This window comes from Streptomyces sp. MJM8645, assembly GCF_001625365.1.
In the GTDB taxonomy this organism is placed as follows: domain Bacteria; phylum Actinomycetota; class Actinomycetes; order Streptomycetales; family Streptomycetaceae; genus Kitasatospora.
The window spans coordinates 5,485,428-5,510,000 of sequence record NZ_LJJF01000001.1 but is presented as its reverse complement, the minus strand read 5'-3'; the positions used below and the strand labels follow the sequence as shown (position 1 = coordinate 5,510,000).

The window sequence follows — 24,573 nt, the reverse complement described above, 5'->3', positions numbered from 1 at the left end:
CTCGCTGGGCGAGGCGGGCGGCGGGGCGCTCTGTGGTCTCGCGCTCCAGCTCCTCGATCTCCTCCTTCGAGCGGAAGCTGAAGATCCGCAGGAAGTTGGGGACGTCCCGGTCGTCCGCGTTCAGCCAGAACTGGTAGAAGGCGTACGGGGTGGTCAGCTCGGGGTCGAGCCAGACCGTGCCGGACTCGGTCTTGCCGAACTTGGTGCCGTCGGCCTTGACGATCAGCGGCGTGGCCAGCGCGTGCACGGACTTGGCGTCGGCCTTGCGGATCAGGTCCGTGCCGGCGGTCAGGTTGCCCCACTGGTCACTGCCACCGGTCTGCAGGGTGCAGCCGTAGCGACGGTTCAGCTCCAGGTAGTCCATGCCTTGCAGGATCTGGTAGCTGAACTCGGTGTAGCTGATACCCGCGTCGGAGTTGAGCCGTCGGGCGACGGCCTCCTTGGCGATCATGTTGTTGACGCGGAAGTACTTGCCCACGTCGCGCAGCAGGCTGATGGCCGACATCCCGGACGTCCAGTCCAGGTTGTTGACCATGCGCGCCGCGTAGGGGCCCTCGAAATCGAGGAAGCGCGAGATCTGGCCCCGCAGTCGCTCGACCCAGCCGGCCACCGTCTCGGGGTCGTTGAGGACGCGCTCCGCGGTGGGCTTCGGGTCACCGATGAGGCCCGTGGCGCCGCCGACCAGGCCGAGCGGGAGGTTTCCCGCCTGCTGGATGCGGCGCATGGTGAGGATCTGCACGAGGTTGCCGAGGTGCAGGCTGGGGGCCGTCGGGTCGAAGCCGCAATAGAACGTGACCGGGCCGTCCGCGAACGCCTTGCGCAGTGCGTCCTCGTCGGTGGACAGGGCGATCAGCCCCCGCCACCGCAGCTCGTCGACGATGTCCGTCACGGTCACGCTTCTCCTTCGATCGGGCGCCCGCCCGGTGGCGGGCCCGGTTCTCTCGGACCCCGGGTCGGTACGACTCCAGCGTGGTAGAGCCTACGCGGTCGGGGCCAGCGGGTTTTCCCCGAGCGTCGTGCCGCACTCCTCCCCCGGCCCCTCCGGCGCCTGCCCGATACCGGAAATTCCGTTGTTCGTCGGCTGTGGGCCCGTTCAGAGTGGTGTCACCGCCGTGCGGCGGCAGTGACGTGTGTGGAGACGGTCGTGCCGCCGTGGCACGCCCACGGGAAGGGTGTGCCAAGTGCGCAACACGCTGGTTCTGAACGCGAGCTACGAGCCCCTGACGACGGTGTCGCTCCAGCGCGCCGTCGTCCTGGTGCTCCAGGACAAGGCGGTGGTGGAGCAGGCGCATCCGCTGCGCACGGTCCGGGGGACGGGCGTCAGCATCCCGGTGCCCCGGGTGATCAGGCTGCAGCGCTACGTGAGAGTGCCGTTCCGACAACAGGCGCCGTGGTCGCGGCGGGGTGTCCTGGCCCGGGACCAGCACCTGTGCGCGTACTGCGGGCGGCGGGCCACCACGGTGGACCACCTGCAGCCCAGGTCGCGCGGTGGGGAGGACAGCTGGTTGAACACCGTGGCCGCGTGCCCGGAGGACAACCAGCGGAAGGCGGACCGGACACCCGAGCAGGCCGGGATGAGGCTGCTGCGCCGGCCGTTCGTGCCGACCCCGCAGGCCACCCTCATGCTGGCGCTCGGCCTGCGCGGCTCGGAGGCCCGGGAGCTGGCCGACTGGCTGCCGGCCGTGCCGGGCCAGCCCGCTCCGACAGCCGTCCCGGCGGCGTGAACGCGGCCGCGAGCCGCGCCCGACGGGGGCGGGCTAGCCCTTCGCCTGGTAGCCCGCCGCCGTGCCGTAGTTGGCCGAGTGCTCGGGCATCACGACCACCCGCCCGCCGCCGATCAGCACCCGCCCGGAGACCAGCAGCGAACCGGTGCCCTGCGGGAAGTTGCCACCGGTCGCCTCCTGACCGCCGGCCAGCGGGAACCGGCTGAGGCGGGCGGGCTGGTCGCGGCGTTCGTCGGCGGCGAGCACCAGCGCGCCGCCGTCGACGCCGACCGCCCGGACGGTGCCCTTGGCGGCGGTCGGCGCCTTCCAGCGCTGCTTGCCGGTGTCGAGGTCGTAACCGACCGCCGCGACCGGTCCGCCGCCGTTCGCCGGGACGAACGTGGTGACCATCGTGCGGTTCTGGAAGAACACCTCGGGGGTGGCCGAGAACGTGCCGTGGGCGACGTCCAGCCGGCCGCCGTCGCCGACCACCGGGATCTCGGCGGCCGGGTCGCCGCCCGCGCCCCAGGCGAACACCCGGTCGTCCTCCGGCTTCTCGCCCGTGGTGAGGACGACGGACGGCTCGGCGGACAGCACGCTCACCGTCTTCGGCCGGTTGTTCAGGCCGCGCCACCAACTGACCTTGCCGTCCGCCGTGTTCAGTGCGACGGCCTGGTCGGCGGGGGTCGAGTCGGCGCAGGAGGAGGCGACCAGCACGGTCTTGCCGGTCACGCCGCCGGACAGGGTGCAGAACTTGCCCTGACCGGTGTACTGCCAGACGTCCTTGCCGTCCGCGGACTCCCAGGCGACCGCCCGGTCGTCGCCGACCGCGATCACCTTGTCCTCGGTGACGCCGATCCGCGCGCCGTACGCGCCCTTGGCGTCCGAGACGGTCTTCGTCCACGCGGTCTTGCCGGTCTTGGTGTCCACGGCGGCGACCAGCGTGCACGGGCTCTTCGGGTCGGCCTGGGCCCGGAACAGCACCGCGCCCAGCCCCGCCTGGTTGACCCCCGCCGACAGCCCGCACGGGACGGCCCCGGCCGCCGGCGGCTCGACCGACCAGACGGGCTTGCCGGCCGCGAGGTCGTAGGCCCGCACACCGGCGGCGTCGGCGCGGACCACCGCATCGGCCAGCAGCCAGCTGCCGACCAGCGTGTCGTCACCCGACGACCCGGACGCGGCGGGCTGGGCGGACCACACCTTGGTGTGCGCGACGGCGAAACCGGGCTCCCCGCCGCTGGTCGCGGCCGCGCTGCCGCCACCCTCGGCCCCGACCATCAGGCCGGCCGCGACCAGCACGCCCAGCGCGGCCACCCCGGCGCCGGTGCGCACCAGCAGGGTCCGCCGGCTGGGCACGTGCTCGCCGGTGAGCACCGCCCCGGCGGCGGCCCGGGCCCTGGCCGAGAACGAAGAGCCCGCCTGCGAAGAACCCGCCCCCGGAGAGCCTGCCTTCGGGGAGCCCGCCTTCGAGGACCTGCCCCGACGGGCGGCAGCCCGCGACGGCGCGACGGGCGCGGCCTCGGGCGTCGTACCCGGCTCGGGCTCCGGCTCCGTGGACGGCTCCACCGGAACGGGCTCGGCGTCCTCGATGTGCACGTACCCGTCGGCCGAGTACTCCGCCCCCACCGGGACGTACAGCCCCTCCCCCACAGGCTGCTCCTGGACGGCGTACGGCGCGTACTGCTGCTGCCCGTGGTCCGGGTGCGGGTGGTACGGCTGGTACTGCCCCTCGGCGTAACCGCCCTGGACGTAGCCGCCCTGGACGTACCCGGTCTGCCCGTACTGCGGGTCCTGCCCGTACGGCTGCGGGTACGGCAGGTCCTGCCCGTACGGCGAGCCCTGCCCGTACGCGCCCTGGCCGTATCCCGACGTCGTCTGCCAGTACTCCTGCTGCGGGTGGTCCTGCGGCTGATCCTGCGGCTGCGGCTCCTGGTGCCCGCCGACCGGCCAGGCCTGCTGGCCCTGGGGGTACCACGGCTGCTGCTGGGCGTCTCCGAAGGGCTCCTGCGCCATCCGTTCCCGTCCCTCCCGAGCCGCCTGCCGATGCGGCAGTCAGCATCTCACGCCCGTTCGAGCGCGCCGCCCCGGCCTCGGGGGGTCCGGGAGGTCAGCCCGCGGACTCGGCGTTCAGCGCCTCGTCGATGCGGGCGGCCAGGGTGAAGTCCAGGCCGGTCAGCCCGCCCGCGCTGTGGGTGGAGAGGACGAAGCGCAGGGTGCGCCAGCGGATGTCGACATCGGGGTGGTGGTCGAGCGCCTCGGCCTGTTCGGCGACGGCGACGACCACCCGGATCGCCGCCGGGAAGTCGGGGGCGTCGGCGGCGCGGACGATGCCGTCGCCCTCCCTGGTCCACCGCGGCAGTGCGGCCAGGGCCGCCGTGATCTCGTCCTCGCTCAGCCGTGCCCTGCTGCTCATCGAAGCTCTTCCGTTCGTCGTCTCGCCGTCCGGTCAGGCGTGCACTGCGAGGAACATACCGAGCCGGGGCCCTGCGCACCGGACGACACAGCCGCTGCCGGACAGCCCCCGACGCTGCTCAGCTCATCAGCTCAGCAGCAGTTTGGTGACCGCGACGAGGCCGACCACCACGATGATCCCGCGCAGCGCGGCCGGCGGCAGGCGGCGGCCGACCTTGGCGCCGATCAGGCCGCCGACCAGCGAGCCCGCCGCGATCAGGCCGGCGGCCGCCCAGTTGACGGTGGAGGTGAACAGGAAGAACAGCGCGGCGACGCCGTTGACGACCATCGCCAGCGCGTTCTTCACGGCGTTGATCCGCTGCAGGTCCTCCTGGAGCAGCATGCCCATCAGCGCCAGCAGCAGGACGCCCTGCGCGGCGCCGAAGTAGCCGCCGTAGATGCCGGTGAGGAAGACGCCGACGAACAGCAGCAGGCCGCCGTCCGGGTCGACGTCGGGGCGGCGGCGGGCGGCGACCGCCTTGGCGACCCTGGGCTGGATCACCACCAGGACGAGGGCGAGCAGGATCAGTACCGGGACGATCGCGTCGAAGGCGCCCTTCGGCAGTCTGATCAGCAGCAGCGCACCGACCAGTCCGCCGAGCAGCGAGGCGGTGCCCAGGCGCAGCAGCCGGTGGCCCTGGCCGGCCAGCTCGCGGCGGTAGCCGATCACGCCGCTGAGCGAACCGGGCACCAGGCCGAAGGTGTTGGAGACGTTGGCGGTGACCGGCGGAATCCCGATGGCGAGCAGCACCGGGAACGTGATCAGCGTGCCGGAGCCGACGATCACGTTGATCATCCCGGCGCCGACGCCCGCCACCAGGACGGCGATGCCCTCCCAGAGCGTCATGGGTCACCTCTCCTCTCGGTCCTGTCCGGGGGGATCATGCCGGACGGCCCGCCGGTCGGACCAGGGCCGCCCACGATTCGGGACGTACGCCACAACCGCCACACGCCACGACCGGCCACACGCCGGGGGCCCGCCACCGTGCGGTGGCGGGCCCCCGGGCCGGACGGTTCAGCCGGTCACTCCGGGTCGATCTTGCGGTACTCGCGGGCCGGGTCCACCCGGGGGCGGGCGGCACCCTTCTCGGTGTCCACCGGGCGCGGGCCGGCCGCCGGGTCGAGCGGCACCTGGGTGGCCGCGGGGGCCGCCGGCGGCACGCTCGGGGCGGCGACCGCGCCGCCGTTGATGCCGGGGTTGCCGGTCAGCCCGCCGAAGGCGCCGCCGAGGCCCTTGAGGGCGTCGCCGACCTCGCTGGGGATGATCCAGAGCTTGTTGGAGTCGCCCTTGGCCAGCTCGGGCAGGGTCTGCAGGTACTGGTAGGCGAGCAGCTTCTGGTCGGCGTCGCCGTCGTGGATGGCCTCGAAGACCGTCCGGATCGCGGCCGCCTCACCGTCGGCGCGCAGCACCGCGGCCTGCGCCTCACCCTCGGCCCGGAGCACGTCGGCCTGCTTCTCACCCTCGGCCTTGAGGATCTGGGCCTGCCGCTGGCCCTCGGCGGTGAGGATCGCGGCGCGCTTGTCACGGTCGGCGCGCATCTGCTTCTCCATCGAGTCCTGGATGGAGGTGGGCGGCTCGATCGCCTTCAGCTCGACGCGGTTGACCCGGATGCCCCACTTGCCGGTGGCCTCGTCCAGGACGCCGCGCAGACCGGCGTTGATGACCTCGCGCGAGGTCAGGGTGGATTCGAGGTCCATCGAGCCGATGATGTTGCGCAGCGTGGTGACGGTCAGCTGCTCGATGGCCTGGATGTAGCTGGCGACCTCGTAGGTGGCCGCGCGCGGGTCGGTGACCTGGTAGTAGATCACCGTGTCGATGTTGACCACCAGGTTGTCCTGGGTGATCACCGGCTGCGGCGGGAACGGCACGACCTGCTCGCGCAGGTCGATCCGGTTGCGGACCCGGTCGATGAACGGGACGACGATGTTCAGGCCTGCGTTGAGCGTCCGGGTGTAGCGGCCGAAGCGCTCCACGATCGCGGCGCTGGCCTGCGGGATGACCTGGATCGTCTTGATCAGCGCGATGAAGGCCACCACGACCAGGACGACCAAAACGATAAGGACGGGTTCCACGGACTCTCCCCTAGACGACCAGGGCGGTCGCGCCCTGGATTTCGACGACGTCGACCTGCTGCCCCGGTTGGTACACGCTGTCCGGGTGGAGCGCGCGGGCCGACCAGATCTCACCGTTCAGCTTGATCCGTCCGCCCTCCCCGTCGACGGTTTCCGCGACGACCGCGGTGGCGCCCTGGAGCGCCTCGATGCCCATCTTGATGTGCGGGCCCTGCCGCAGTTGCCGGTAGGCGATCGGGCGGACGAAGACCAGCAGCGAGACCGAGACCGCGATGAAGACCAGGGTCTCCCAGACCGCGCCTCCGCCCAGCCCGGCCACGCCGGCGGCCGCCAGCGCACCGACCGCGAACATGGCGAACTCCGGCATCGCGGTCAGCACCAGCGGTATGCCGAGCCCGACGGCGGCCAGGAGCCACCAGATCCAGCTGTCCACGTGTCCATCCTAGGGAGCGAAGGGCCTTCGAGGCGGACAGTTCCCGCAGGTCGTGGGGCGGAAACCGGTCGCGCGTGCGACCGGTCCCCGGAAACCCGACGACATCGGAGCGTGCGAGGTGCGTGCGAGGCGTGTGCGAGGCGCGGACGGGGGCTCAGCCCAGCGGCAGGCCCTGCGCGGACCAGCGGTCCCCGTGGCGCTCCAGGGTGAGCGGCAGGCCGAAGCACTTGGAGAGGTTGCGGGCGGTCAGCTCGGTGTCGATCGGACCGGCGGTGAGCACCTTGCCCTGGCGGATCATCAGGACGTGGGTGAAGCCCGGCGCGATCTCCTCGACGTGGTGGGTGACCATCGCCATGGCCGGGGCGAACTCGTCCTGGGCGAGCGCGCCGAGCCGGCGGACGAGGTCCTCGCGGCCGCCGAGGTCCAGGCCGGCCGCGGGCTCGTCGAGCAGCAGCAGCTCGGGGTCGGTCATCAGGGCGCGCGCGATCAGGGTGCGCTTGCGCTCGCCCTCGGAGAGGGTGCCGAACTTGCGGCCGGTGAGGTTGGACATGCCCATCCGGTCGAGCAGCGCGAGCGCGCGGGACTCGTCGAACTGCTCGTACGTCTCCTGCCAGCTGACCGTCATGCCGTAGGCGGCGGTCAGCACGGTCTGCAGCACCGTCTGCTCGGCCGGCAGCTTGTCGAACATGGCGGCGCCGGCCAGGCCGATCCGGGAGCGCAACTCGAAGACGTCGACCTCGCCCAGCTTCTCGCCCAGCACCGACACCTTGCCCGCGGTCGGGAACAGGTAGGTGGCGGCGATCTGCAGCAGGGTGGTCTTCCCGGCGCCGTTGGGGCCCAGGATGACCCAGCGCTCCCCCTCGGAGATGGACCACGAGACCTGGTCGACCAGCGCGCGTCCCTCCCGGACCACGGATACGTCCACCAGCTCCAGCACGTCGCTCATGCCTACGCCTTCCCCAATACAAGAATTTCGGCCGTCGGTGCGGGCGGCGAGCCTACTCCGGCAGCCGGTGGGCACGGGGTGGGTGCGCCGCACACGCATGGGCAAACCTACGCCACGCGGATGACCGCCGATTCCGTAGGCTGGCCGGATGCTCGCGACTCCTCCCGACAATCCGTACGAAGAACCCCGTTCGGGGCGGCTGACCGCGTGGGGCAACGCCCTGCTGGCCGGTCTGGTGCCGCCGGACAACGCCGCCGCGGCCGTGCTGGGCGACGACGAGAGCCACCGGGTGACCGGGCTGCCCGGGGACGGGCCGGGCGAACGGCACGGCCTCACCTGGGCGCTGGGACGGCTTCGGGTGCTCGGGGTGAAGGGCCTGCGGCTGGCGCTGCCGTCCGCCGGGCACCCGCTGGGGCTGACCGGTCCGGCGCCGTTCAACGAGCGGGCGATGGGCGTCGGGGAGGCGGTGCTGGCGGTGGGCGTCCCGCTCGGACTGGTGCCGGAGGTGGAGGTGTTCGGCCCGGCCGGGGACCGTTCGGCGACGGTGCTGTGGCGCTGCCTTGAGACCAACGACACACCGCCGGCCGACGTCCCGTCGCTGCACGAGGCCGAACGGGAGCTGGCCGACGGGCTGCGCGAGGCGACGCTCCTGCTGACCCGGCTGGACGTGGCGGGCGCCGGGCCGGAGGCGCTGCGGGCGCTGGAGGCGTACCGCCGGCGCGGGCACGCCGAACTGCTGGCGCCCGGGTACCCGCCGCGTGCGGTGCGGGTGCTGGAGTCGGCCCGGCAGGTGTCGGCGCTGCTGGCGATCGCCGCGGGCGGGCACGGCGCGGCGGTCAGCGCCTCCGAGATGGCGGCGCGGCAGGCGGTGCTGGCGCCGCTGCGGCGCACCGCCCGGCGGGCGCAGGTGGCGGCGTACAACGCGCTGGTCGACGAGCGCGAGGACCGCTGAGTACGAGAGCTGCTCAGCACGCGGACCGCTGAGCTACCGGGAGCACGCGGACCGCTAGGACGGGCCGCCGTCCCGCGCCTCGCCGTTGCGGACGGCCCACAGGGCCGCCTGGGTCCGGTCCGCCAGGTCCAGCTTCATCAGGATGTTGGAGACGTGGGTCTTCACCGTCTTCTCCGACAGGTGCAGGCTGCGGGCGATCTCCCGGTTGGAGCGGCCGTCGGCGATGTGGCCGAGGACCTCGCGCTCGCGTTCGGTGAGGGTGCCGCCGCGGCCCTGCGGGGCGCGCGGGCCGTCGTCGGCGAGCAGCGCCTCGGCCAGTTCGGGCTGGAGCAGGACGTGGCCGGCGTGCACCGAGCGGATCGCGCCGGCCAGCGCCTCCGGGTCGACGTCCTTGTAGACGTACCCGGCGGCGCCGGCCCGCAGCGCGGGGACCATCGTGCGGTGCTCGGTGAAGCTGGTGACGATCAGGATCCGGGCCCGGCTGCCCTCGCCCTTGAGCGTGCGCAGCGCCTCGATGCCGTCGACGCCGGGCATCTTGAGGTCCATCAGGACGACGTCGGGGTCGAGTTCGCGGGCGCGGTCGACGCCCTCGGCCCCGTCGGCGGCCTCCCCGACCACCTCGATGTCGTCCTGGACCTCCAGGAAGGTGCGCAGTCCGCGGCGGACCACCTGGTGGTCGTCGACCAGCAGGACGCGGATCGACGGCGTGCGGTCGGGCGTGCTGTCAGGCACCGGGGACCTCCATCTCGACGAGCGTCCCCCGGCCGGGGGCGGACTCCAGGGTGAGCGTGCCGCCGACGGCGGCCGCGCGGTCGCGCATCGAGGCCAGGCCGAGGTGGCGCCCGGCCCGGCGGACGGACTCGGGGTCGAAGCCGTGCCCGTCGTCGCGCACCCGCAGCACGGCGCCGCGCGCGGGCGTGCCGGCCAGGGTGACGGTGACGCGGCCCGCGCCGGAGTGGCGCAGCGCGTTGTGCAGCGCCTCCTGGGCGACCCGCAGCAGCGCGGCCTCCTGCGCGGGCGGCAGGGCGCGGACGCCGTCGGCGGCGAAGGCGACGTCCGCGGTGTGGGCCCGGTCGAGGACCTGCACCTGGGAGGCGAGGGTGGCGCTCAGCCCGTCCTCCTCCAGGGCGGCGGGGCGCAGTTCGACGACGACGGCGCGCAGTTCGTCGGCGGCCTCGGCGGCGAGCCGGGCGACCTCGGCGAGTTCGGCGCGGGCCCGGGCCGGATCGCGGTCGACGAGCGTGGCGGCGGCCTTGGCGGTGAGCCGCAGCGAGAAGAGCTTCTGCGCGACGGCGTCGTGCAGGTCGTGGGCGATGCGGGCGCGTTCGCCGGCCAGCGTGAGTTCGCGGCTGCGCTCGTACAGGCGGGCGTTGGAGAGGGCGAGGGCGGCGTGCGCGGCGAGTATCCGCAGCAGCTCCTCGTCGTGGTCGGTGAACAGGCCGCCGCCGCGCTTGTTGGCGAGGAAGATGACGCCGGTGACCTGCGGTTCGTCCTCGGCGGCCTCGGCGTCCAGGATGGGCATGCCGAGGAAGGCGTCCATCTCGGGGTGGGCGGCCGGCCAGCCGCCGAAGGCCGGGGCCTTGCGGACGTCGGCGAGCCGGGTGGGGCCGGTCTCGTGCAGCATCTTGGCGAGGACGCCGTGCTGGCGGGGCAGCGGGCCGATCGCCCGCCACTGCTCGTCGGTGACGCCGTCGACGACGAACTGGGCGAAGCCGCCGTGGTCGTCGGGCACGCCCAGGGCCGCGTACTCGGCGCCGAGCAGGTCACGGGCGGAGGCGGTGATGCGGCGCAGCACCTCGCGGACCTCCAGGTGCCGGCTCATCGCGAGCAGCGCCTGGCTGACCGCCTCGATGCCGGCCAGGCAGGGGTCGCAGCCGGGCATCGGGCGGGCGGGGCCGCGCAGGTCGAGGTGCGGGCCGGCCGGGCTCCGGCGGTCGCTGGGCGTGCTGGGCATACCGCCAAACTACCGCCGCAGCGGGCGCCGCCGCGTCGGTCCGCGGCCGGGGTGGGCGCAGGTCCGGGGACCTAGGACTCGGGGCCCGCGCAATGGAGGAGGGGCGGCTCTCCGGTGACGGGAGGGCCGCCCCTCGGCGGGCGGGGCGAAGGGGGTCAGCCCTTCTGCATGACCTCAGGCTCGTGGCGGCGCTGGAGCCGGGTGACGATGACGCCGATGACGATCGAGATCGCGATCAGCGCGCCCGCGTCGATCGCCCACTGGGCGACGCTGCTGGTCCACAGCGGGTCGTACTGGGGGTTCTGGAAGTCCTTGTTCCAGGGGCCCATGAGCTTGGACAGGTCCAGCGTGGTGGCCACGATGCCGGTGCCCCAGCGGGCCGGCATCAGCCAGGCGGCCTGCTCCAGGCCGGGCTTGCCGAAGAGCTGGAACAGGCAGCCGGTGAAGACGACCTGGATGATGGCGAACATGACCAGCAGCGGCATGGTCTTCTCGGCGGTCTTGACCAGGGCCGAGATCATCAGGCCGAACATCATCGCGGTGAAGCTGAGCAGGATCATGCCGATGGTCATCTCGATGATCGGCAGGTCCTTGACGATCAGGCCGTGCTCGGGGAGCTTGCGCGGCAGGAAGCCGACCGCGGCGACGATGGCGCCCTGGATCACGCTGAAGAAGCCCAGCACGATGATCTTGGACATCATGTACGCCGAGCGGGAGAGCCCGGTGGCCCGTTCCCGTTCGTAGATGGCCCGTTCCTTGATCAGCTCGCGGACCGAGTTGGCCGCTCCGGAGAAGCAGGCTCCGATCGCCAGGATCATGAGAATCGTCGCGGCCCCGCTGTTGAGGTGGAGCTGCGTGTTCGGGTTGGGTGCGAGGCCCGCCCCGTTGGGGACCAGCACGCTGACCGCGCCGATGACGGCGGGCAGCAGCACCGACAGCGCCAGGAAGCCGCGGTCCGAGGCGAGGACCGACATGTAGCGGCGCATCAGCGTCCACAGCTGCGAGCCCCAGCTCTGCGGCTTCGGCGGCCGGACGGCCTCCTGGGCGACCTGGGCGTGCTGCACCTCGCCCGACTCCACGTCGGGGGCGGAGTACTGCTGGTAGTGCACCGAGCCGCGGTAGCGGCCGGCCCAGTCGTGGTCCGGGTAGTTCTCGAAGGCCTGGAAGACGTCCGCCCAGGTCTCGTACCCGAAGAAGTGCAGCGCCTCGTCCGGCGGGCCGAAGTAGGCCACCGCGCCGCCCGGCGCCATCACCAGCAGCCGGTCGCAGAGCGCGAGTTCGGCCACCGAGTGGGTGACGACCAGGATGGTGCGGCCGTCGTCGGCGAGACCGCGCAGCATCTGCATGACCTCGCGGTCCATGCCCGGGTCGAGGCCCGAGGTGGGCTCGTCCAGGAAGATCAGCGACGGCTTGGTGAGCAGTTCCAGGGCGACCGAGACGCGCTTCTGCTGGCCGCCGGAGAGCGCGGTGATCTTGTTGTCGGCGCGCTTGTCCAGGCGCAGCTCGTACAGCACCTCGTCGATCCGGGCCGCGCGCTCGCGCGCCTCGGTGTCGCCGGGGAAGCGCAGCTGGGCCGCGTACTTGAGGCCGGTGCGGACGGTGAGTTCCTTGTGCAGGATCTCGGACTGCGGCACCAGGCCGATGCGCGAGCGGAGCTCGGCGAACTGCTTGTAGAGGTTGCGGCCGTCGTACAGGACCTCGCCGCGGTCGGCCGGGCGGTAGCCGGTGAGGGCGCGCAGCAGGGTCGACTTGCCGGAGCCGGACGGGCCGATGACGGCGACCAGGGACTTCTCCGGGACGCCGAAGCTGACGTCGTCGAGCAGGATCTTCTTGGCGCCCTTGTGCTCGACCTCGACGGTCAGGTGGCGGGCGGAGAAGGAGACCGCGCCGGTGTCGACGAACTCCTGCAGCTGGTCGCCGACCAGCACGAAGCTGGAGTGGCCGACGGTCAGCCGGTCCTGCGGGCCCATCAGCTGGCGCTGCACCCGCTGGCCGTTGAGGAAGATCCCGTTGTGGCTGCCGAGGTCGACGATCTCGTAGCGGCCGTCCTGGAGCTGGCGCAGCTCGGCGTGGTGGCGGGAGACCTGGAGGTCGGAGACCACGACGTCGTTGTCGAGCGCGCGGCCGATCCGGACGGTGCGCATGGCGGCGGTCAGGTTGCGGATGATCGTCGGCTGCGGGCCGGCGCCGTCCTGCGGGTCGGGCGGGAAGGCCTGCTGCTGCGGGAAGCCGCCCTGCTGGGGCTGGGGCGCGTGCTGCTGCCGTTGCTGCGGGAACGGCGGCTGGGGTCGGCCCGCCCAGGCCTGCTCGGGCTGCGGCGGGTAGGGGGCCTGCGGCGACCAGCCCTGCTGCGGGGCCGGCGGCTGGGGCGTCGGCGCGGCGCTGCGGCTGGTGGCGGCCTCGTGCCAGGCGGGAGCCTGCGGGGCGGCGGCGTGCGGGGTGGCGTGGGCGGGCGCGGAGAAGCCGAGCCGGGGTCCGTTCTCCGGGTTGCCGAGGTTGACGACGGCGCCGGGGAACAGCTGGGCCTGCATCGTCCGGGCACCGGCCGTGTAGGTGCCGTTGGTGCTGCCGTGGTCGTCCAGCTGCCAGCCGCTGCCGTTGAAGGTGATGGTCCCGTGGTGCCAGGAGACCCTGGCGTCGTCGAACGGGAAGTCCGACTGCGGGTTGCGCCCGATGGTGTAGGACCGCCCGGGCTCCAGAGTCCGCTGCTGTCCGTTGATATCGATGACGAGTTGCGGCACTGCGCGCCTGCCCCGCTCTCTCGGTTCCCCCGAATTGTGCCCCCGACCAGGGGTGCGATGTTTCCGAAACTGACGGGGGGAATCATTCCAGCCTGCTGACCGCCAATAAAAGTCACCCCGGGTGACTGTGACCAGGCTGCTACCCGGCACCCGTCCGCGACGTGGGACGGGTGCTCTGGGCCCGCCGGCCGGCGGGTAGCGTGGGAGGCACCATGAACGCATCGCCCCTGGCCGCTGAGCCCCTCCCCGCCGCCCAGCCCCGGACCGCGGACGAGCGCACCCTGCTCGTCAAGGTGTTCGGCAAGGACCGCCCCGGCATCACCGCCGGCCTCTTCGCCACCCTGGCCGGCTTCGCCGTCGACGTGATCGACATCGAACAGGTCGTGACCCGTGGCCGCATCACGCTCTGCGCACTGGTCACCCCGCCCACCGCTCCCGGCGCCGAGGGCGGTCTGCGGGCCACCGTGCACCGCTGGGCGGAGGAGCAGAAGCTCCAGGCCGAGATCCTCTCCGGCATCGGCGACAACCGGCCGCGCCGCGAGGGCCGTTCGCACGTCACCGTGCTCGGCAATCCGCTGACCTCCGCCGCCGTCTCCGCGCTCACCTCCCGGATCACCGCGGCGGGCGGCAACATCGACCGCGTGTTCCGGCTCGCCAAGTACCCGGTGACGGCGGTCGAGCTGGCCGTGTCCGGTGTGGCCACCGACGAGCTGCGGGCCGAGCTGGCCCAGGAGGCGGCCGCCCAGCGGGTGGACGTCGCGGTGGTCGCGGCCGGGCTGGAGCGCCGGGCCAAGCGCCTGGTGGTGATGGACGTCGACTCCACGCTCATCCAGGACGAGGTGATCGAGCTGTTCGCGGCCCACGCGGGCTGCGAGGAGGAGGTCGCCGAGGTGACGGCGCAGGCGATGCGCGGCGAGCTGGACTTCGCCGAGTCGCTGCGGGCCCGGGTCTCGCTGCTGGCCGGGCTGGACGCCTCGGTGACCGAGAAGGTGCGCGCGGAGGTCCGTTTCACGCCGGGGGCGCGCACCCTGATCCGCACCCTGCAACGGCTGGGCTTCCAGGTCGCGGTGGTGTCGGGCGGGTTCACCCAGGTCACCGACCACCTGGTCGAGGAGCTGGGGCTGGACTTCGCGGCCGCCAACACCCTGGAGGTGGTGGACGGCAAGTTCACCGGCCGGGTGGTCGGCGAGATCGTGGACCGCGCGGGCAAGGCCCGCTGGCTGGCCCGGTTCGCCGAGCAGGCGAAGGTGCCGCTGTCGCAGACGGTGGCGATCGGCGACGGCGCCAACGACCTGGACATGCTGAACGCGGCCGGGCTGGGTGTGGCGTTCAACGCCAAGCCGGTGGTGCGCGAGGCCGCCGACACCGCCGTCAACGTGCCGTTCCTGGACACTGTGCTGTACCTGCTGGGCATCACCCGGGAGGAGGTCGAGGCGGCCGACGAGGTGGACGGCAGCCTGACCGAGTAAGGCCTGAAGACGCACGAGAGGGGCGCGCGGACCTGGTCCGCGCGCCCCTCGTCGTCATCGAAGCCCGAAGCCCGGAGCAACGGAGCCCGTACGGAACCCGGAGCTCCGTACCGGGTCAGTCCTGCGGCGTGTAGTACGAGACCAGCGCGGCCGCGCCCGGCTCGACGCCCTTCCACGAGCCGCTGAAGCTGAGCACCGCGATCGCCGCCGTCGGGAAGCCGCCGAGCCGCAGCCGCTCCAGCGCGTCCCGGTCGCCCGCGTCCCCGGCCAGCACCTGGGTCAGGCCCAGCACGCCGGGGTTGTGCCCGACCAGCACCACGTCCGCGTACTCCTCCGGGGTCTCCTGGAGGACGGCGATGATCTCGCCGGGGCTGGCCTCGTAGATCCGGTCCTCGTACACGGTCTTGCGGGCCCGCTTCGGCAGCTCGTGCGCCGCCAGCTTCCACGTCTCGCGGGTGCGCAGCGCGGTGGAGCAGAGCACGTACTCGGGGTTGATGCCGGAGTCGACCAGCCAGCGGCCGGCGTCCGGGGCCTGGTGACGGCCCCGGTCGGCCAGCGGCCGCTCGTGGTCGTCCACGCCGTTGGGCCAGTCGGCCTTGGCATGGCGGAGAACGATGATCCTGCGGGACGTGTCGGCGCTCATACCCAGCAAGCTTGGCAGAAAAGCCGCTCCGGGGCGCGATGCTCCCGGATGCCGCCACTCGCAGGGGTGGCGGGTGTCATCATCCGCCGTTCGTCCGGCCCTTCCGATAAACGGGGGGTGGCCGATGAGCGGCGGTTGTGCGCGGGGGGGGATGGACCGGATCAGCCTATGGCGGCGGCGACGGAGGCGATGATCGCCACCAGCACCACGATGCCGGCGATCGCCAGGGCGATCTGGCCGAGCTGCTTGCGGCCGTCGGTCGGGTTGGGATCGAGAACGGGCATGTCCGGGATTCTTCCACCCCGAACACGCCCGTCGGTCACCGACCCCTCGGGGTTGGCCGGCCCTTGGTCAGGCCTTGACCTGCGCCACGGGGTGGACCGCCTCGTCCTCGATGTGCCGGGCCATCGCGGCCCGCAGGCCGAACAGCATCTGCGGCACCAGCAGCAGTGCCAGGAAGCCCAGCGGGCCGTACCACTCACCGGTCATCTGGTAGATCCGGCCGATCAGGATCGGGCCGGGGATGGAGATCAGGTAGCCGACGCCCTGGGCGAAGGCGGAGAGCTGGGCGACCCCGCCGGCGGTGCGGGCGCGCAGCCCGATCATCGTCAGCACCAGCGGGAAGGCGCAGTTGGACAGGCCCACCAGGACCGCCCAGAGCCACGACGCGCCGGCCGGGGCCAGCGCCAGCCCGGCGTACCCGGCGATGCCGCAGGCGGCCAGCACGACGACGAACAGCCGCTGGTCGCCGCGGCGGGCGGCCAGGTTGGGCAGCACGAAGGAGACCGGCACGCCGATCACCATGGTCACCGCGAGCAGCACCCCGGAGGTGCCCTTGTCGACTCCGGCGTCCTGGAAGATCTTCGGCATCCAGCCCATCACCACGTAGGCGCCGGTGGCCTGGAGGCCGAAGAAGCAGGCCATCGCCCAGGCCGTCCGGCTGCGGGTGATCGGCAGCCTGGCGGCGGCCGCCCCGCCCGCGCGCTCGCCGCGCTCGCGCTTGGTCAGCAGCACCGGGAGCCAGAGCAGCAGGGCCAGCGCGGCGAGACCGGCCCAGACGCCCAGGCCGTAGCGCCAGTCGCCGCCGAGCGCGCTGGTCATCGGCACGGTGACGGCGGCGGCCAGCGCGGTGCCGGCCGACAGCGCCATCGAGTACAGGCCGATCATCGGACCGACCTTGTCCGGGAAGTAGCGCTTGATCACCACCGGGATCAGCACGTTGGAGACCGCCACGCCGGCCAGCGCGAGCGCGGTCAGCAGCAGGAACACCGCGGTGCCGCCGGCGAAGGAGCGGGACAGCACGCCCAGGGTGATCGCGCCCATGCCGGCGGTGATCACGGCGATCGGGCCGATCCGCCGGGCCATCGAGGGCGCGGCGAAGCCGAACAGGCCGAAGCAGAGCGACGGGACGGCGGTGAGCAGCCCGGCGAGCGTCGGGTTCATCCCGAGGTCGGCGCGGACCTGGTCGAGCAGCGGTCCGAGGCTGGTGACCACGGGGCGCAGGTTGAAGGCGGCGGCGGCGATCGCGATGGCGAACAGCCAGACCAGGTGCTTGCCGGAGGAGGGCGTGGAGGGCCGCTCGGTCTGCGGCCGGGCCTCGGTTCGTGGGGAGGCGGTGGTGTCTGCTGCGGGAGGCATGGGCACCATCATAGAATGATGGGATGAATTGGCGCACCTTCGAATTGGCATGATGTGCCGACCCGCACCCCCACCGGACGCCGGCCCTCCCACCCGCCGGCCCCGTCCATCGAACCGTAGCCGCAAGGAGTACCCGTGGCGCTGTCCTCGCCGAGGCGCACCCCGCTGTCCGACCAGGTGATCGCGCAGCTGCGCGCCCAGATCACCTCCGGAGAGTGGCCCGTCGGCTCACGCATCCCCACCGAGGCCGCACTCGTCGAACAGCTCGGCGTCGCCCGCAACACCGTCCGCGAGGCCGTCCGCGCCCTCGCCCACAACGGGCTGCTCGACATCCGCCAGGGCTCCGGCACCTACGTGCTCGCCACCAGCGAGCTGGCCGGGGTCATGCACCGCCGCTTCGCCGACGCCGACCAGGCGCAGGTCGCCGAGCTGCGGGCCGCCCTGGAGACCTCCGCGGCCGGCCTCGCCGCGGCCCGCCGCACCGACCGCGACCTCGGCCTGCTGGACGCCGCACTGGGCCGCCGCGAGAGCGCCTGGCACTCCGGCGACGCCGAGGACTTCATCCAGGCCGACGCCGCGTTCCACCAGGCCGTCGTCGCCGCCGCCCACAACGACGTGCTGGCCGCCGTCTACGCCGACCTCGGCGAGGTCACCCGCGCCCACCTGCGGCACGACGTCGGCCCCGAGCTGATCGCCGAGCGCTACATCGGCCACGCCACCATCCTCGACGCCATCCGGGCCGGCGACGCCCAGCGCGCCTCCGTCGAGGCCGGCCGCGCCATCGGCGCGTGCACCCCCGCCGACGTCTGAGGCGTCCTGGCACGTCCTGGAACGCCGCTGCCCGGCACCCCCACGAGGGTGCCGGGCAGCGGTGTGCGGCGAAGCGGTCAGGCGCCGATGGCGTGCAGACCGCCGTCGACGTGGATGATCTCGCCGGTGGTCTTCGGGAACCAGTCCGAGAGCAGCGCGACGATGCCGCGGCCGGCCGGCTCCGGGTCGGTCAGGTCCCACTTCAGCGGGGAGCGGTGGTTCCAGGTGTCCGCGAGGTCGCCGAAGCCCGGGATGGACTTGGCGGCCATCGAGCCGAGCGGGCCGGCCGAGATCAGGTTGCAGCGGATGTCCCGCTCGCCCAGGTAGCGCGCCAGGTAGCGGTTGGTCGACTCCAGGGCGGCCTTGGCCGGGCCCATCCAGTCGTACTGCGGCCAGGCGAACTGCGCGTCGAAGGTGAGGCCGACGACCGAGCCGCCGTCCTGCATCAGCGGCAGCAGCGCCATGGTCAGCGACTTCAGCGAGAAGGCCGAGACGTTCATCGCGGTGGCCACGGACTCCCACGGGGTGTCCAGGAAGTTGCCGCCCAGGGCGTCCTGCGGGGCGAAGCCGATCGAGTGGACGATGCCGTCCAGGGTCGGCAGGTGCTCGCGGACCGTGTCGGCGATGCCCGCCAGCTCCTCCTCGCTGGAGACGTCCAGCGGCAGCACGGTGACCGGCTTCGGCAGCTTCTTGGCGATCCGCTCGGTCAGGCTCGGACGCGGGAACGCGGTGAGGATGATCTCCGCACCCTGCTCCTGGGCGAGCTTGGCGGCGTGGAAGGCGATGGAGGACTCCATCAGCACACCCGTGATCAGGATGCGCTTGCCCTCAAGGATTCCAGTCATGCTCAGTGACCCATGCCCAATCCGCCGTCCACGGGAATGACGGCTCCGGTGATGTACGCGGCCTCGTCCGAACCGAGGAACCGCACGGTGGACGCGACCTCGGCGGGCGACGCGTAGCGGCCCAGCGGCACGCCCGAGACGATGTCCGCGCGGCGCTCGTCGCTGAGCACAGCGGTCATGTCGGTGTCGACGAAGCCGGGGGCGACCACGTTGACGGTGATGTTGCGCGGGCCCAGCTCGCGCGCCAGCGACCGGGCGAAGCCGACCAGGCCCGCCTTGGACGCGGCGTAGTTCGACTGGCCCGGCGAGCCGGACAGGCCCACCACGGACGAGATCAGCACGACGCGGCCCTTGCGGGCGCGCATCATCAGCTTCGAGGCGCGCTTGACCACCCGGAAGGCCCCGGTCAGGTTGGTGTCCAGGACGGAGGTGAAGTCCTCCTCGGACATGCGCAGCAGCAGGGTGTCGTTGGTGATGCCCGCGTTGGCGACCAGCACCTGGACCGCGCCGTGCTTCTCCTCGATCTCGGTGAAGGCGGCGTCGACCTGCGCGGCGTCCGTGATGTCGCAGCGCACCGCGAGGACGTCGTACTTCTGCAGGGCCTCCGGCACCTCGCCCGAGCGGCTGGTGATGGCGACCTTGTCACCCGCCTCGGCGAAGGCCTGGGCGATCGCGAGGCCGATGCCCCGGTTTCCTCCGGTGACGAGAACCGAGCGGCTCAACGATCCACCTCTCTCCGTGTGTGCGGACGTACGTCGGAACGCGTACGCAGTGTGACGCTATCGGGCGGTCGGCGGTGTCGGCGCATCGGGCTCCCACAGCGCCGCACCGGAGGAACTGTCGCAATCCGACAATCCGTACCCGCAGCGCCCCGCACCTGCTCAGCCGCCCTGACCGAACCACGGCCGGAGCCCAGCCGGCGCCGCCGTACGGGAACAACACGGCCCCGCGCACCCGTTGCCCCCGTGGTGTGGGCCGACCCGGGACCGGCCGTACCGATCCCCCGAAGGGTCCCGCGAGGAACGAAGGCAGGGCGCATGACCAAGGCACGGCCCAGGAGCACCCACCGGAACGGACGGCTGCTGGCCCTGACCGCCCTCGCGGCCGGCCTGGGAGCGGCCGCCTGGTCGCTGCGCGACCTGCCGGCGGCGTTCGGCCGGCGGCCGGACGGCGAGCACGAGGAGCGGGTGCGCGACTCGCCGCAGTACCGCGACGGCGTCTTCCACAACGCCCCCTCCACCCTGGCCCGGGCCACCACCGCCCCGGACATCGACCGCGGCACCATCCGCCGGATGCTGTTCGAGCGCGAGGGCCGCGTCCCCGCCCACCCCGTGCCGACCGTCCGCCCCGCCGGCGGCCCCGGCCCGGCAGCCGAGGGCGTGGCGATCACCTGGTACGGGCACGCCTCCGCGCTGGTGGAGATCGAGGGCTCCCGGGTGCTGCTCGACCCGATCTGGAGCGAGCGCTGCTCCCCCGCCGCGCACGTCGGCCCCAAGCGGCTGCACCCCGTGCCGGTGGAACTGGAGGAGCTGCCGCAGGTCGACGCCGTACTGATCTCGCACGACCACTACGACCACCTGGACATGGCGACGGTCAAGCGCCTGGTGCGCAGCCAGTCCGCGCCGTTCGCGGTGCCGCTGGGCATCGGCGGCCACCTGCGCCGCTGGGGCGTCCCGGAGCACCGCATCATCGAGCTGGACTGGGACGAGACCTGCACCCTCGGCGACCTGGTGCTCACCCTCACCTCGGCGCACCACTTCTCCGGCCGCGGCCTGACCCGCAACACCACCCTGTGGGGCTCCTGGGTGATCGCCGGCCCCGACCGCAAGGTCTTCTACACCGGCGACTCCGGCTACTTCGAGGGCTACGCCCGGATCGGCGACCGGCACGGCCCCTTCGACGCCGCGCTGGTGCAGATCGGCGCCTACGACGCCGCCTGGGCCGACATCCACATGACCCCCGAGGACGCCGTGCGCGCCCACCGCGACCTCCAGGCGGGCCTGCTGGTGCCGGTGCACTGGTGCACCTTCAACCTGGGCCTGCACCCGTGGGCCGAGCCGATCGAGCGGCTGCTGGCCGAGGCCAAGGCGCAGGCCGTCCCGCTGGCCGTGCCACGCCCCGGCGAGCGGGTCGACGTGGACAACCCGCCGGAGCTGGACGGCTGGTGGGAGATCGTCGGCTGACCGACCGGCCACCACGGCGGCGCACCGGCCGAAATGCGCTGGCCGAAACCCCCTGGACCGGCCATGATGCGGTGCGGGCGCCCCTGTGTGGCGCCGCACCGCCACCCTCCGCGACCAGGGAGCACGATTGCCTCCGATCCCTCCGGCCGACAGCGTCGGCGCCCCGCACGGGCGCGCCGTCGACCCGCTGTTCCTCGCCTTCCCGCTGCGCACCCTCGCCGACGCCGCCCTCACCCGGGCCCGCGAACTCGGCGCCGCCCACGCCGACTTCCGCCTGGAGCGGGTCCGCAGCGCCTCCTGGCGGCTGCGCGACGCCCGCCCGGCCGGCACCTCCGACAGCGTGCAACTCGGCTTCGCCGTCCGGGTGCTGCTGGACGGCGCCTGGGGCTTCGCCGCCGGGGTGGACCTCACCGCCGACGCGGCGGCGCGGGTCGCCGAGCAGGCCGTCGCGGTGGCCCGCCTGTCCGGCGGGATCAGCCGGGCCGCCGGCTCCGCCGAACGGGTCGAGCTGGCCGACGAGCCGGTGTACCGGGACGCCACCTGGGTCTCCTCCTACGAGGTGAACCCCTTCGAGGTGCCGGACGCGGAGAAGACCGCACTGCTCGCCGAGTGGAGTTCGCGGCTGCTGGCCGCCGAGGGCGTCTCGCACGTCCAGGCGAGCCTGCTGACCGTCCAGGAGAACAAGTTCTACGCGGACACCGCGGGCACCGTCACCACCCAGCAGCGGATCCGGCTGCACCCCACGCTGGAGGCCACCTCGGTGGACGAGCGCACCGGGGCCTTCGACTCGATGCGCACGCTGGCCCCGCCGGTCGGGCGCGGCTTCGAGTACCTCACGGGGGTCCGGGGGCCGTCCCCCGACGGCCGGGGCCTGACCGCAACGGGCTGGGACTGGGACGCCGAACTCGCCGAACTGCCCACCCTGCTCGCCGAGAAGATGAAGGCGCCGAGCGTCCGGGCCGGCCGCTACGACCTGGTCATCGACCCGTCCAACCTCTGGCTGACCATCCACGAGTCGATCGGCCACGCCACCGAGCTGGACCGCGCCCTCGGCTACGAGGCCGCCTACGCCGGCACCTCCTTCGCCACCTTCGACCGGCTCGGCTCGCTCAGGTACGGCTCCGAGCTGATGCACGTCACCGGCGACCGCACCGCCGAGCACGGCCTGTCCACGATCGGCTACGACGACGAGGGCGTCGCCACCCAGTCCTGGGACCTGGTCAAGGACGGCACCCTGGTCGGGTACCAACTCGACCGCGGCATGGCCAAGCTGAAGGGCTTCGAGCGCTCCAACGGCTGCGCCTTCGCGGACTCCCCGGCCCACGTGCCGGTGCAGCGGATGGCCAACGTCTCGCTCCAGCCCGCCGCCGACGGCCCGGACACCGAGGGCCTGTTCGCCGGGGTGGAGAACGGCCTGTACATCGTCGGCGACCGCTCCTGGTCGATCGACATGCAGCGCTACAACTTCCAGTTCACCGGCCAGCGCGCCTACGCCATCAAGAACGGCGAACTCGCCGGCCAGGTCAAGGACTTCGCCTACCAGGCGACCACCACCGACTTCTGGGGCTCGATGACGGCGGTCGGCGGCCCGCAGACCTACGTCCTCGGCGGCGCCTTCAACTGCGGCAAGGCGCAGCCCGGCCAGATCGCGGCGGTCAGCCACGGCTGCCCGTCGGCGCTGTTCCGCAACGTCAACGTGCTCAACACCCAGCAGGAGGCGGGTCACTGATGACCGCGATGCAGCCCCACGAACTGGTCGAGCTGGCACTCGGCCTCGCCCGCGCCGACGGCTGCGTGGTGATCGCCGACGAGGAGTCCACCGCCAACCTGCGCTGGGCCGGCAACTCACTGACCACCAACGGCGTCACCCGCGGCCGCCGCCTCACCGTGATCGCCACCGTGGCCGGGGCCGAGGGCACCGCCTCCGGCGTGGTCTCCCGCGAGGCCGTCACCCCGGACGAGGTGGAGGGCCTGGTCCGCGCCGCCGAGGAGGCCGCCCGCGCGGCCGGCCCGGCCGAGGACGCCCAGCCGCTGGTGGCCGACCGGCCGTCCTCCCCGGACTTCACCCGGCCGCCCGCCGAGACCTCGATCGCGGTGTTCGACGCCTTCGGCCCGGCCCTCGGCGAGGCCTTCGCCCGGGCCGCCGCGCAGGGCGAACTGCTGTACGGCTTCGCCCGGCACGAGGTGGTCAGCAGCTACCTGGGCACCTCCACCGGCCTGCGGCTGCGCCACGACCAGCCGACCGGCATGGTCGAGATCAACGCCAAGACCGCCGACCTGTCCGGCTCCGCGTGGGCCGGCGCCGCCACCCGGGACTTCTCCGACGTGGACGTCACCGCCCTGCACACCGAGCTGACCAAGCGCCTCGGCTGGGGCGCCCGCAAGGTGGACCTGCCGGCCGGCCGGTACGAGACGCTGCTGCCGCCCTCGGCCGTCGCCGACCTGATGCTCTGCCTCGCCTGGTCCGCCGTCGGCCGCGACGCCCACGAGGGCCGCACCGTCTTCTCCAAGCCCGGCGGCGGCACCCGGATCGGCGACAAGCTCGCCGGGCTGCCGCTCACGCTGCGCACGGACCCGGCCGAACCCGGCCTGGAGTCGGAGCCGTTCGTCCTCGCGCACTCGACCGGCGGGGACATCTCGGTCTTCGACAACGGCCTGCCGATCGAGGCCACCGAGTGGATCCGCGAGGGCGTGCTGGCCGACCTGGTCACCAGCCGCCACTCCGCCGGCCTCACCGGTCTGCCGCTGCGCCCGTTCGGCGACAACCTGGTGCTGGAGACGGCCGACCAGGACAGCGCGCCGACCCTGGACGAGATGATCGCCCGCACCGAGCGCGGCCTGCTGCTCACCTGCCTCTGGTACATCCGCGAGGTGGACCCGGCGACGCTGCTGCTCACCGGTCTGACCCGGGACGGCGTCTACCTGGTCGAGAACGGCGAAGTCGTCGGCGCGGTCAACAACTTCCGGTTCAACGAGTCCCCGGTGGACCTGCTGGACCGGATCACCGAGGCGGGCCGCACCGAGCGCTGCCTGCCCCGCGAGTGGAGCGACTACTTCACCCGCACCGCGATGCCACCCGTGCGTGTCGCGGACTTCAACATGAGTTCGGTCAGCCAGGCCTCATAGCCACTGACCAACGGGGGGATACGAGAGACATGATGGACGAGAAGCGGCTGGTCAAGACGAGCAAGATGCTGTCGCGCATCCTGCGGCACGAACCGGAGCGGGTGGGCGTCACGCTGGACGAGTCCGGCTGGATCCGGATCGACGTGCTCCTCACCGCCCTCGCGGCGAAGGGCAACCGGCTGACCAGGGCCGATCTGGACCACGTGGTGGCGACCAACAACAAGCGCCGCTTCGGCTACTCCGCGGACGGTCTCTCGATCCGCGCCAACCAGGGCCACACGGTGGCGGTCGACCTCGGCCTGGCCGCCACCGTGCCGCCCCCGGTGCTCTACCACGGCACCGCCGACCGCCACCTGGCGTCGATCTTCCGGGAGGGCCTGCGCCCGATGGCCCGGCAGGACGTCCACCTGTCCGCGGACACCGAGACCGCGGTCCGGGTCGGCGCCCGGCACGGCCGCCCGGTGGTGCTCACCGTGAACGCGGCCGCGATGGCGGCGGCCGGCCACGAGTTCCGGATCAGCGACAACGGCGTCTGGCTCACCGACGCCGTCCCGCCGCAGTTCCTCTCCCGGCGGTCGTGAGGCCCCTCACTATCCCTGTTGCCGT

General features: G+C 72.9%; 23 protein-coding genes (1 of these 23 cut by a window edge). 8 read left to right on the top strand and 15 right to left on the bottom strand.

The features are described from left to right. Window positions 1-889, bottom strand: the 5' portion of a protein-coding gene (gene tyrS / locus A6F73_RS23735; RefSeq protein ID WP_063351463.1) for a tyrosine--tRNA ligase. Its footprint begins 383 nt before the window's first position; the window shows 889 of its 1,272 coding nt (coding positions 1-889); the start codon lies at window positions 887-889; its stop codon lies off the left edge, out of view. 292 nt (window positions 890-1,181) lie between these two features. Here tyrS and A6F73_RS23730 point away from each other — a divergent pair, with 292 nt between their 5' ends. Continuing rightward, on the top strand, window positions 1,182-1,724 hold the full coding sequence (locus tag A6F73_RS23730; protein WP_063349641.1) for an HNH endonuclease: 543 nt from the start codon (window positions 1,182-1,184) through the stop codon (window positions 1,722-1,724). A 33-nt stretch (window positions 1,725-1,757) separates the two neighbouring features. Here the strand turns inward: A6F73_RS23730 and A6F73_RS23725 are convergent, their stop codons facing one another. The 6 genes from A6F73_RS23725 to A6F73_RS23700 form a co-directional block, all read right to left on the bottom strand. Then, window positions 1,758-3,716, bottom strand: a complete 1,959-nt coding sequence (locus A6F73_RS23725) for a PQQ-binding-like beta-propeller repeat protein (RefSeq protein WP_063349640.1) — start codon at window positions 3,714-3,716, stop codon at window positions 1,758-1,760. 94 nt (window positions 3,717-3,810) lie between these two features. Beyond that, window positions 3,811-4,116: a 4a-hydroxytetrahydrobiopterin dehydratase gene (locus tag A6F73_RS23720; protein WP_063349639.1), complete on the bottom strand. Its 306-nt coding sequence runs from the start codon at window positions 4,114-4,116 to the stop codon at window positions 3,811-3,813. Window positions 4,117-4,242: 126 nt separating this feature from the next. Then, window positions 4,243-5,001: a sulfite exporter TauE/SafE family protein gene (locus A6F73_RS23715; RefSeq protein WP_063349638.1), complete on the bottom strand. Its 759-nt coding sequence runs from the start codon at window positions 4,999-5,001 to the stop codon at window positions 4,243-4,245. 176 nt (window positions 5,002-5,177) lie between these two features. Then, on the bottom strand, window positions 5,178-6,227 hold the full coding sequence (locus tag A6F73_RS23710; RefSeq protein WP_063349637.1) for an SPFH domain-containing protein: 1,050 nt from the start codon (window positions 6,225-6,227) through the stop codon (window positions 5,178-5,180). Window positions 6,228-6,237: 10 nt separating this feature from the next. Then, on the bottom strand, window positions 6,238-6,648 hold the full coding sequence (locus A6F73_RS23705) for an NfeD family protein (protein ID WP_063351462.1): 411 nt from the start codon (window positions 6,646-6,648) through the stop codon (window positions 6,238-6,240). A 166-nt stretch (window positions 6,649-6,814) separates the two neighbouring features. Further along, window positions 6,815-7,606, bottom strand: a complete 792-nt coding sequence (locus A6F73_RS23700; RefSeq protein ID WP_063349636.1) for an ABC transporter ATP-binding protein — start codon at window positions 7,604-7,606, stop codon at window positions 6,815-6,817. A 148-nt stretch (window positions 7,607-7,754) separates the two neighbouring features. On the opposite strand from A6F73_RS23700, the gene A6F73_RS23695 reads away from it, so the two are divergent. Then, on the top strand, window positions 7,755-8,558 hold the full coding sequence (locus A6F73_RS23695) for a hypothetical protein (protein ID WP_063349635.1): 804 nt from the start codon (window positions 7,755-7,757) through the stop codon (window positions 8,556-8,558). Between the two features lie 54 nt (window positions 8,559-8,612). Here the strand turns inward: A6F73_RS23695 and A6F73_RS23690 are convergent, their stop codons facing one another. The 3 genes from A6F73_RS23690 to A6F73_RS23680 all read right to left on the bottom strand — a co-directional run bounded on the left by A6F73_RS23690 (window position 8,613) and on the right by A6F73_RS23680 (window position 13,253). Beyond that, window positions 8,613-9,290 carry a response regulator transcription factor gene (locus tag A6F73_RS23690; RefSeq protein ID WP_063349634.1) on the bottom strand — a complete coding sequence of 226 codons (678 nt, stop codon included), beginning with the start codon at window positions 9,288-9,290 and terminating at the stop codon, window positions 8,613-8,615. Beyond that, window positions 9,283-10,440, bottom strand: a complete 1,158-nt coding sequence (locus tag A6F73_RS23685) for a GAF domain-containing sensor histidine kinase (protein ID WP_063351461.1) — start codon at window positions 10,438-10,440, stop codon at window positions 9,283-9,285. The genes A6F73_RS23690 and A6F73_RS23685 overlap by 8 nt, the downstream gene beginning before the upstream one ends. A 227-nt stretch (window positions 10,441-10,667) precedes the next feature. Further along, complete coding sequence (locus A6F73_RS23680) at window positions 10,668-13,253, bottom strand: FHA domain-containing protein (protein ID WP_063349633.1); 2,586 nt, start codon at window positions 13,251-13,253, stop codon at window positions 10,668-10,670. A 212-nt stretch (window positions 13,254-13,465) separates the two neighbouring features. Here A6F73_RS23680 and serB point away from each other — a divergent pair, with 212 nt between their 5' ends. Beyond that, on the top strand, window positions 13,466-14,722 hold the full coding sequence (serB, locus tag A6F73_RS23675; protein ID WP_063349632.1) for a phosphoserine phosphatase SerB: 1,257 nt from the start codon (window positions 13,466-13,468) through the stop codon (window positions 14,720-14,722). Between the two features lie 115 nt (window positions 14,723-14,837). Here serB and A6F73_RS23670 read toward each other — a convergent pair whose 3' ends face one another. The 3 genes from A6F73_RS23670 to A6F73_RS23665 all read right to left on the bottom strand — a co-directional run bounded on the left by A6F73_RS23670 (window position 14,838) and on the right by A6F73_RS23665 (window position 17,003). Beyond that, window positions 14,838-15,365 carry a histidine phosphatase family protein gene (locus A6F73_RS23670; RefSeq protein WP_063349631.1) on the bottom strand — a complete coding sequence of 176 codons (528 nt, stop codon included), beginning with the start codon at window positions 15,363-15,365 and terminating at the stop codon, window positions 14,838-14,840. A gap of 161 nt (window positions 15,366-15,526) precedes the next feature. Further along, window positions 15,527-15,649, bottom strand: coding sequence for an SGM_5486 family transporter-associated protein (locus A6F73_RS44115; RefSeq protein ID WP_279634939.1), 123 nt, complete (start codon window positions 15,647-15,649; stop codon window positions 15,527-15,529). Between the two features lie 67 nt (window positions 15,650-15,716). Next, window positions 15,717-17,003, bottom strand: a complete 1,287-nt coding sequence (locus tag A6F73_RS23665; protein ID WP_079135934.1) for an MFS transporter — start codon at window positions 17,001-17,003, stop codon at window positions 15,717-15,719. Between the two features lie 135 nt (window positions 17,004-17,138). Here A6F73_RS23665 and A6F73_RS23660 point away from each other — a divergent pair, with 135 nt between their 5' ends. After that, window positions 17,139-17,813 carry a FadR/GntR family transcriptional regulator gene (locus A6F73_RS23660; RefSeq protein ID WP_063349629.1) on the top strand — a complete coding sequence of 225 codons (675 nt, stop codon included), beginning with the start codon at window positions 17,139-17,141 and terminating at the stop codon, window positions 17,811-17,813. Between the two features lie 77 nt (window positions 17,814-17,890). Here A6F73_RS23660 and fabI read toward each other — a convergent pair whose 3' ends face one another. Further along, window positions 17,891-18,658: an enoyl-ACP reductase FabI gene (gene fabI / locus A6F73_RS23655; RefSeq protein WP_063349628.1), complete on the bottom strand. Its 768-nt coding sequence runs from the start codon at window positions 18,656-18,658 to the stop codon at window positions 17,891-17,893. Between the two features lie 2 nt (window positions 18,659-18,660). Beyond that, window positions 18,661-19,380, bottom strand: a complete 720-nt coding sequence (gene fabG, locus A6F73_RS23650) for a 3-oxoacyl-[acyl-carrier-protein] reductase (RefSeq protein WP_063349627.1) — start codon at window positions 19,378-19,380, stop codon at window positions 18,661-18,663. Window positions 19,381-19,695: 315 nt separating this feature from the next. On the opposite strand from fabG, the gene A6F73_RS23645 reads away from it, so the two are divergent. The 4 genes from A6F73_RS23645 to A6F73_RS23630 all read left to right on the top strand — a co-directional run bounded on the left by A6F73_RS23645 (window position 19,696) and on the right by A6F73_RS23630 (window position 24,548). Further along, window positions 19,696-20,841 (top strand): MBL fold metallo-hydrolase, encoded by a 1,146-nt coding sequence (locus A6F73_RS23645; protein ID WP_063349626.1) that lies wholly within the window; start codon window positions 19,696-19,698, stop codon window positions 20,839-20,841. A gap of 127 nt (window positions 20,842-20,968) precedes the next feature. After that, a complete protein-coding gene (locus A6F73_RS23640; protein ID WP_244293478.1) occupies window positions 20,969-22,570 on the top strand; it encodes a TldD/PmbA family protein in 1,602 nt (533 codons plus the stop codon). Next, window positions 22,570-23,967 (top strand): metallopeptidase TldD-related protein, encoded by a 1,398-nt coding sequence (locus tag A6F73_RS23635; RefSeq protein ID WP_063349625.1) that lies wholly within the window; start codon window positions 22,570-22,572, stop codon window positions 23,965-23,967. Before A6F73_RS23640 ends, A6F73_RS23635 begins: the two co-directional genes overlap by 1 nt. 32 nt (window positions 23,968-23,999) lie before the next feature. Next, window positions 24,000-24,548, top strand: a complete 549-nt coding sequence (locus A6F73_RS23630) for an RNA 2'-phosphotransferase (RefSeq protein WP_063351459.1) — start codon at window positions 24,000-24,002, stop codon at window positions 24,546-24,548. The last annotated feature ends 25 nt before the right edge of the window (window positions 24,549-24,573 follow it).

Excerpts from the sequence above, each read along its gene's own strand:
- A6F73_RS23725 (WP_063349640.1), bottom strand. The coding sequence starts at position 3,716 with ATGGCGCAGGAGCCCTTCGGAGACGCCCAGCAGCAGCCGTGGTACCCC.
- A6F73_RS23720 (WP_063349639.1), bottom strand. The coding sequence starts at position 4,116 with ATGAGCAGCAGGGCACGGCTGAGCGAGGACGAGATCACGGCGGCCCTG.
- A6F73_RS23715 (WP_063349638.1), bottom strand. The coding sequence starts at position 5,001 with ATGACGCTCTGGGAGGGCATCGCCGTCCTGGTGGCGGGCGTCGGCGCC.
- A6F73_RS23700 (WP_063349636.1), bottom strand. The coding sequence starts at position 7,606 with ATGAGCGACGTGCTGGAGCTGGTGGACGTATCCGTGGTCCGGGAGGGA.
- A6F73_RS23695 (WP_063349635.1), top strand. The coding sequence starts at position 7,755 with ATGCTCGCGACTCCTCCCGACAATCCGTACGAAGAACCCCGTTCGGGG.
- A6F73_RS23685 (WP_063351461.1), bottom strand. The coding sequence starts at position 10,440 with ATGCCCGGCTGCGACCCCTGCCTGGCCGGCATCGAGGCGGTCAGCCAG.
- serB (WP_063349632.1), top strand. The coding sequence starts at position 13,466 with ATGAACGCATCGCCCCTGGCCGCTGAGCCCCTCCCCGCCGCCCAGCCC.
- A6F73_RS23670 (WP_063349631.1), bottom strand. The coding sequence starts at position 15,365 with ATGAGCGCCGACACGTCCCGCAGGATCATCGTTCTCCGCCATGCCAAG.
- A6F73_RS44115 (WP_279634939.1), bottom strand. The coding sequence starts at position 15,649 with ATGCCCGTTCTCGATCCCAACCCGACCGACGGCCGCAAGCAGCTCGGC.
- A6F73_RS23665 (WP_079135934.1), bottom strand. The coding sequence starts at position 17,003 with ATGCCTCCCGCAGCAGACACCACCGCCTCCCCACGAACCGAGGCCCGG.
- fabI (WP_063349628.1), bottom strand. The coding sequence starts at position 18,658 with ATGACTGGAATCCTTGAGGGCAAGCGCATCCTGATCACGGGTGTGCTG.
- A6F73_RS23645 (WP_063349626.1), top strand. The coding sequence starts at position 19,696 with ATGACCAAGGCACGGCCCAGGAGCACCCACCGGAACGGACGGCTGCTG.
- A6F73_RS23635 (WP_063349625.1), top strand. The coding sequence starts at position 22,570 with ATGACCGCGATGCAGCCCCACGAACTGGTCGAGCTGGCACTCGGCCTC.
- A6F73_RS23630 (WP_063351459.1), top strand. The coding sequence starts at position 24,000 with ATGGACGAGAAGCGGCTGGTCAAGACGAGCAAGATGCTGTCGCGCATC.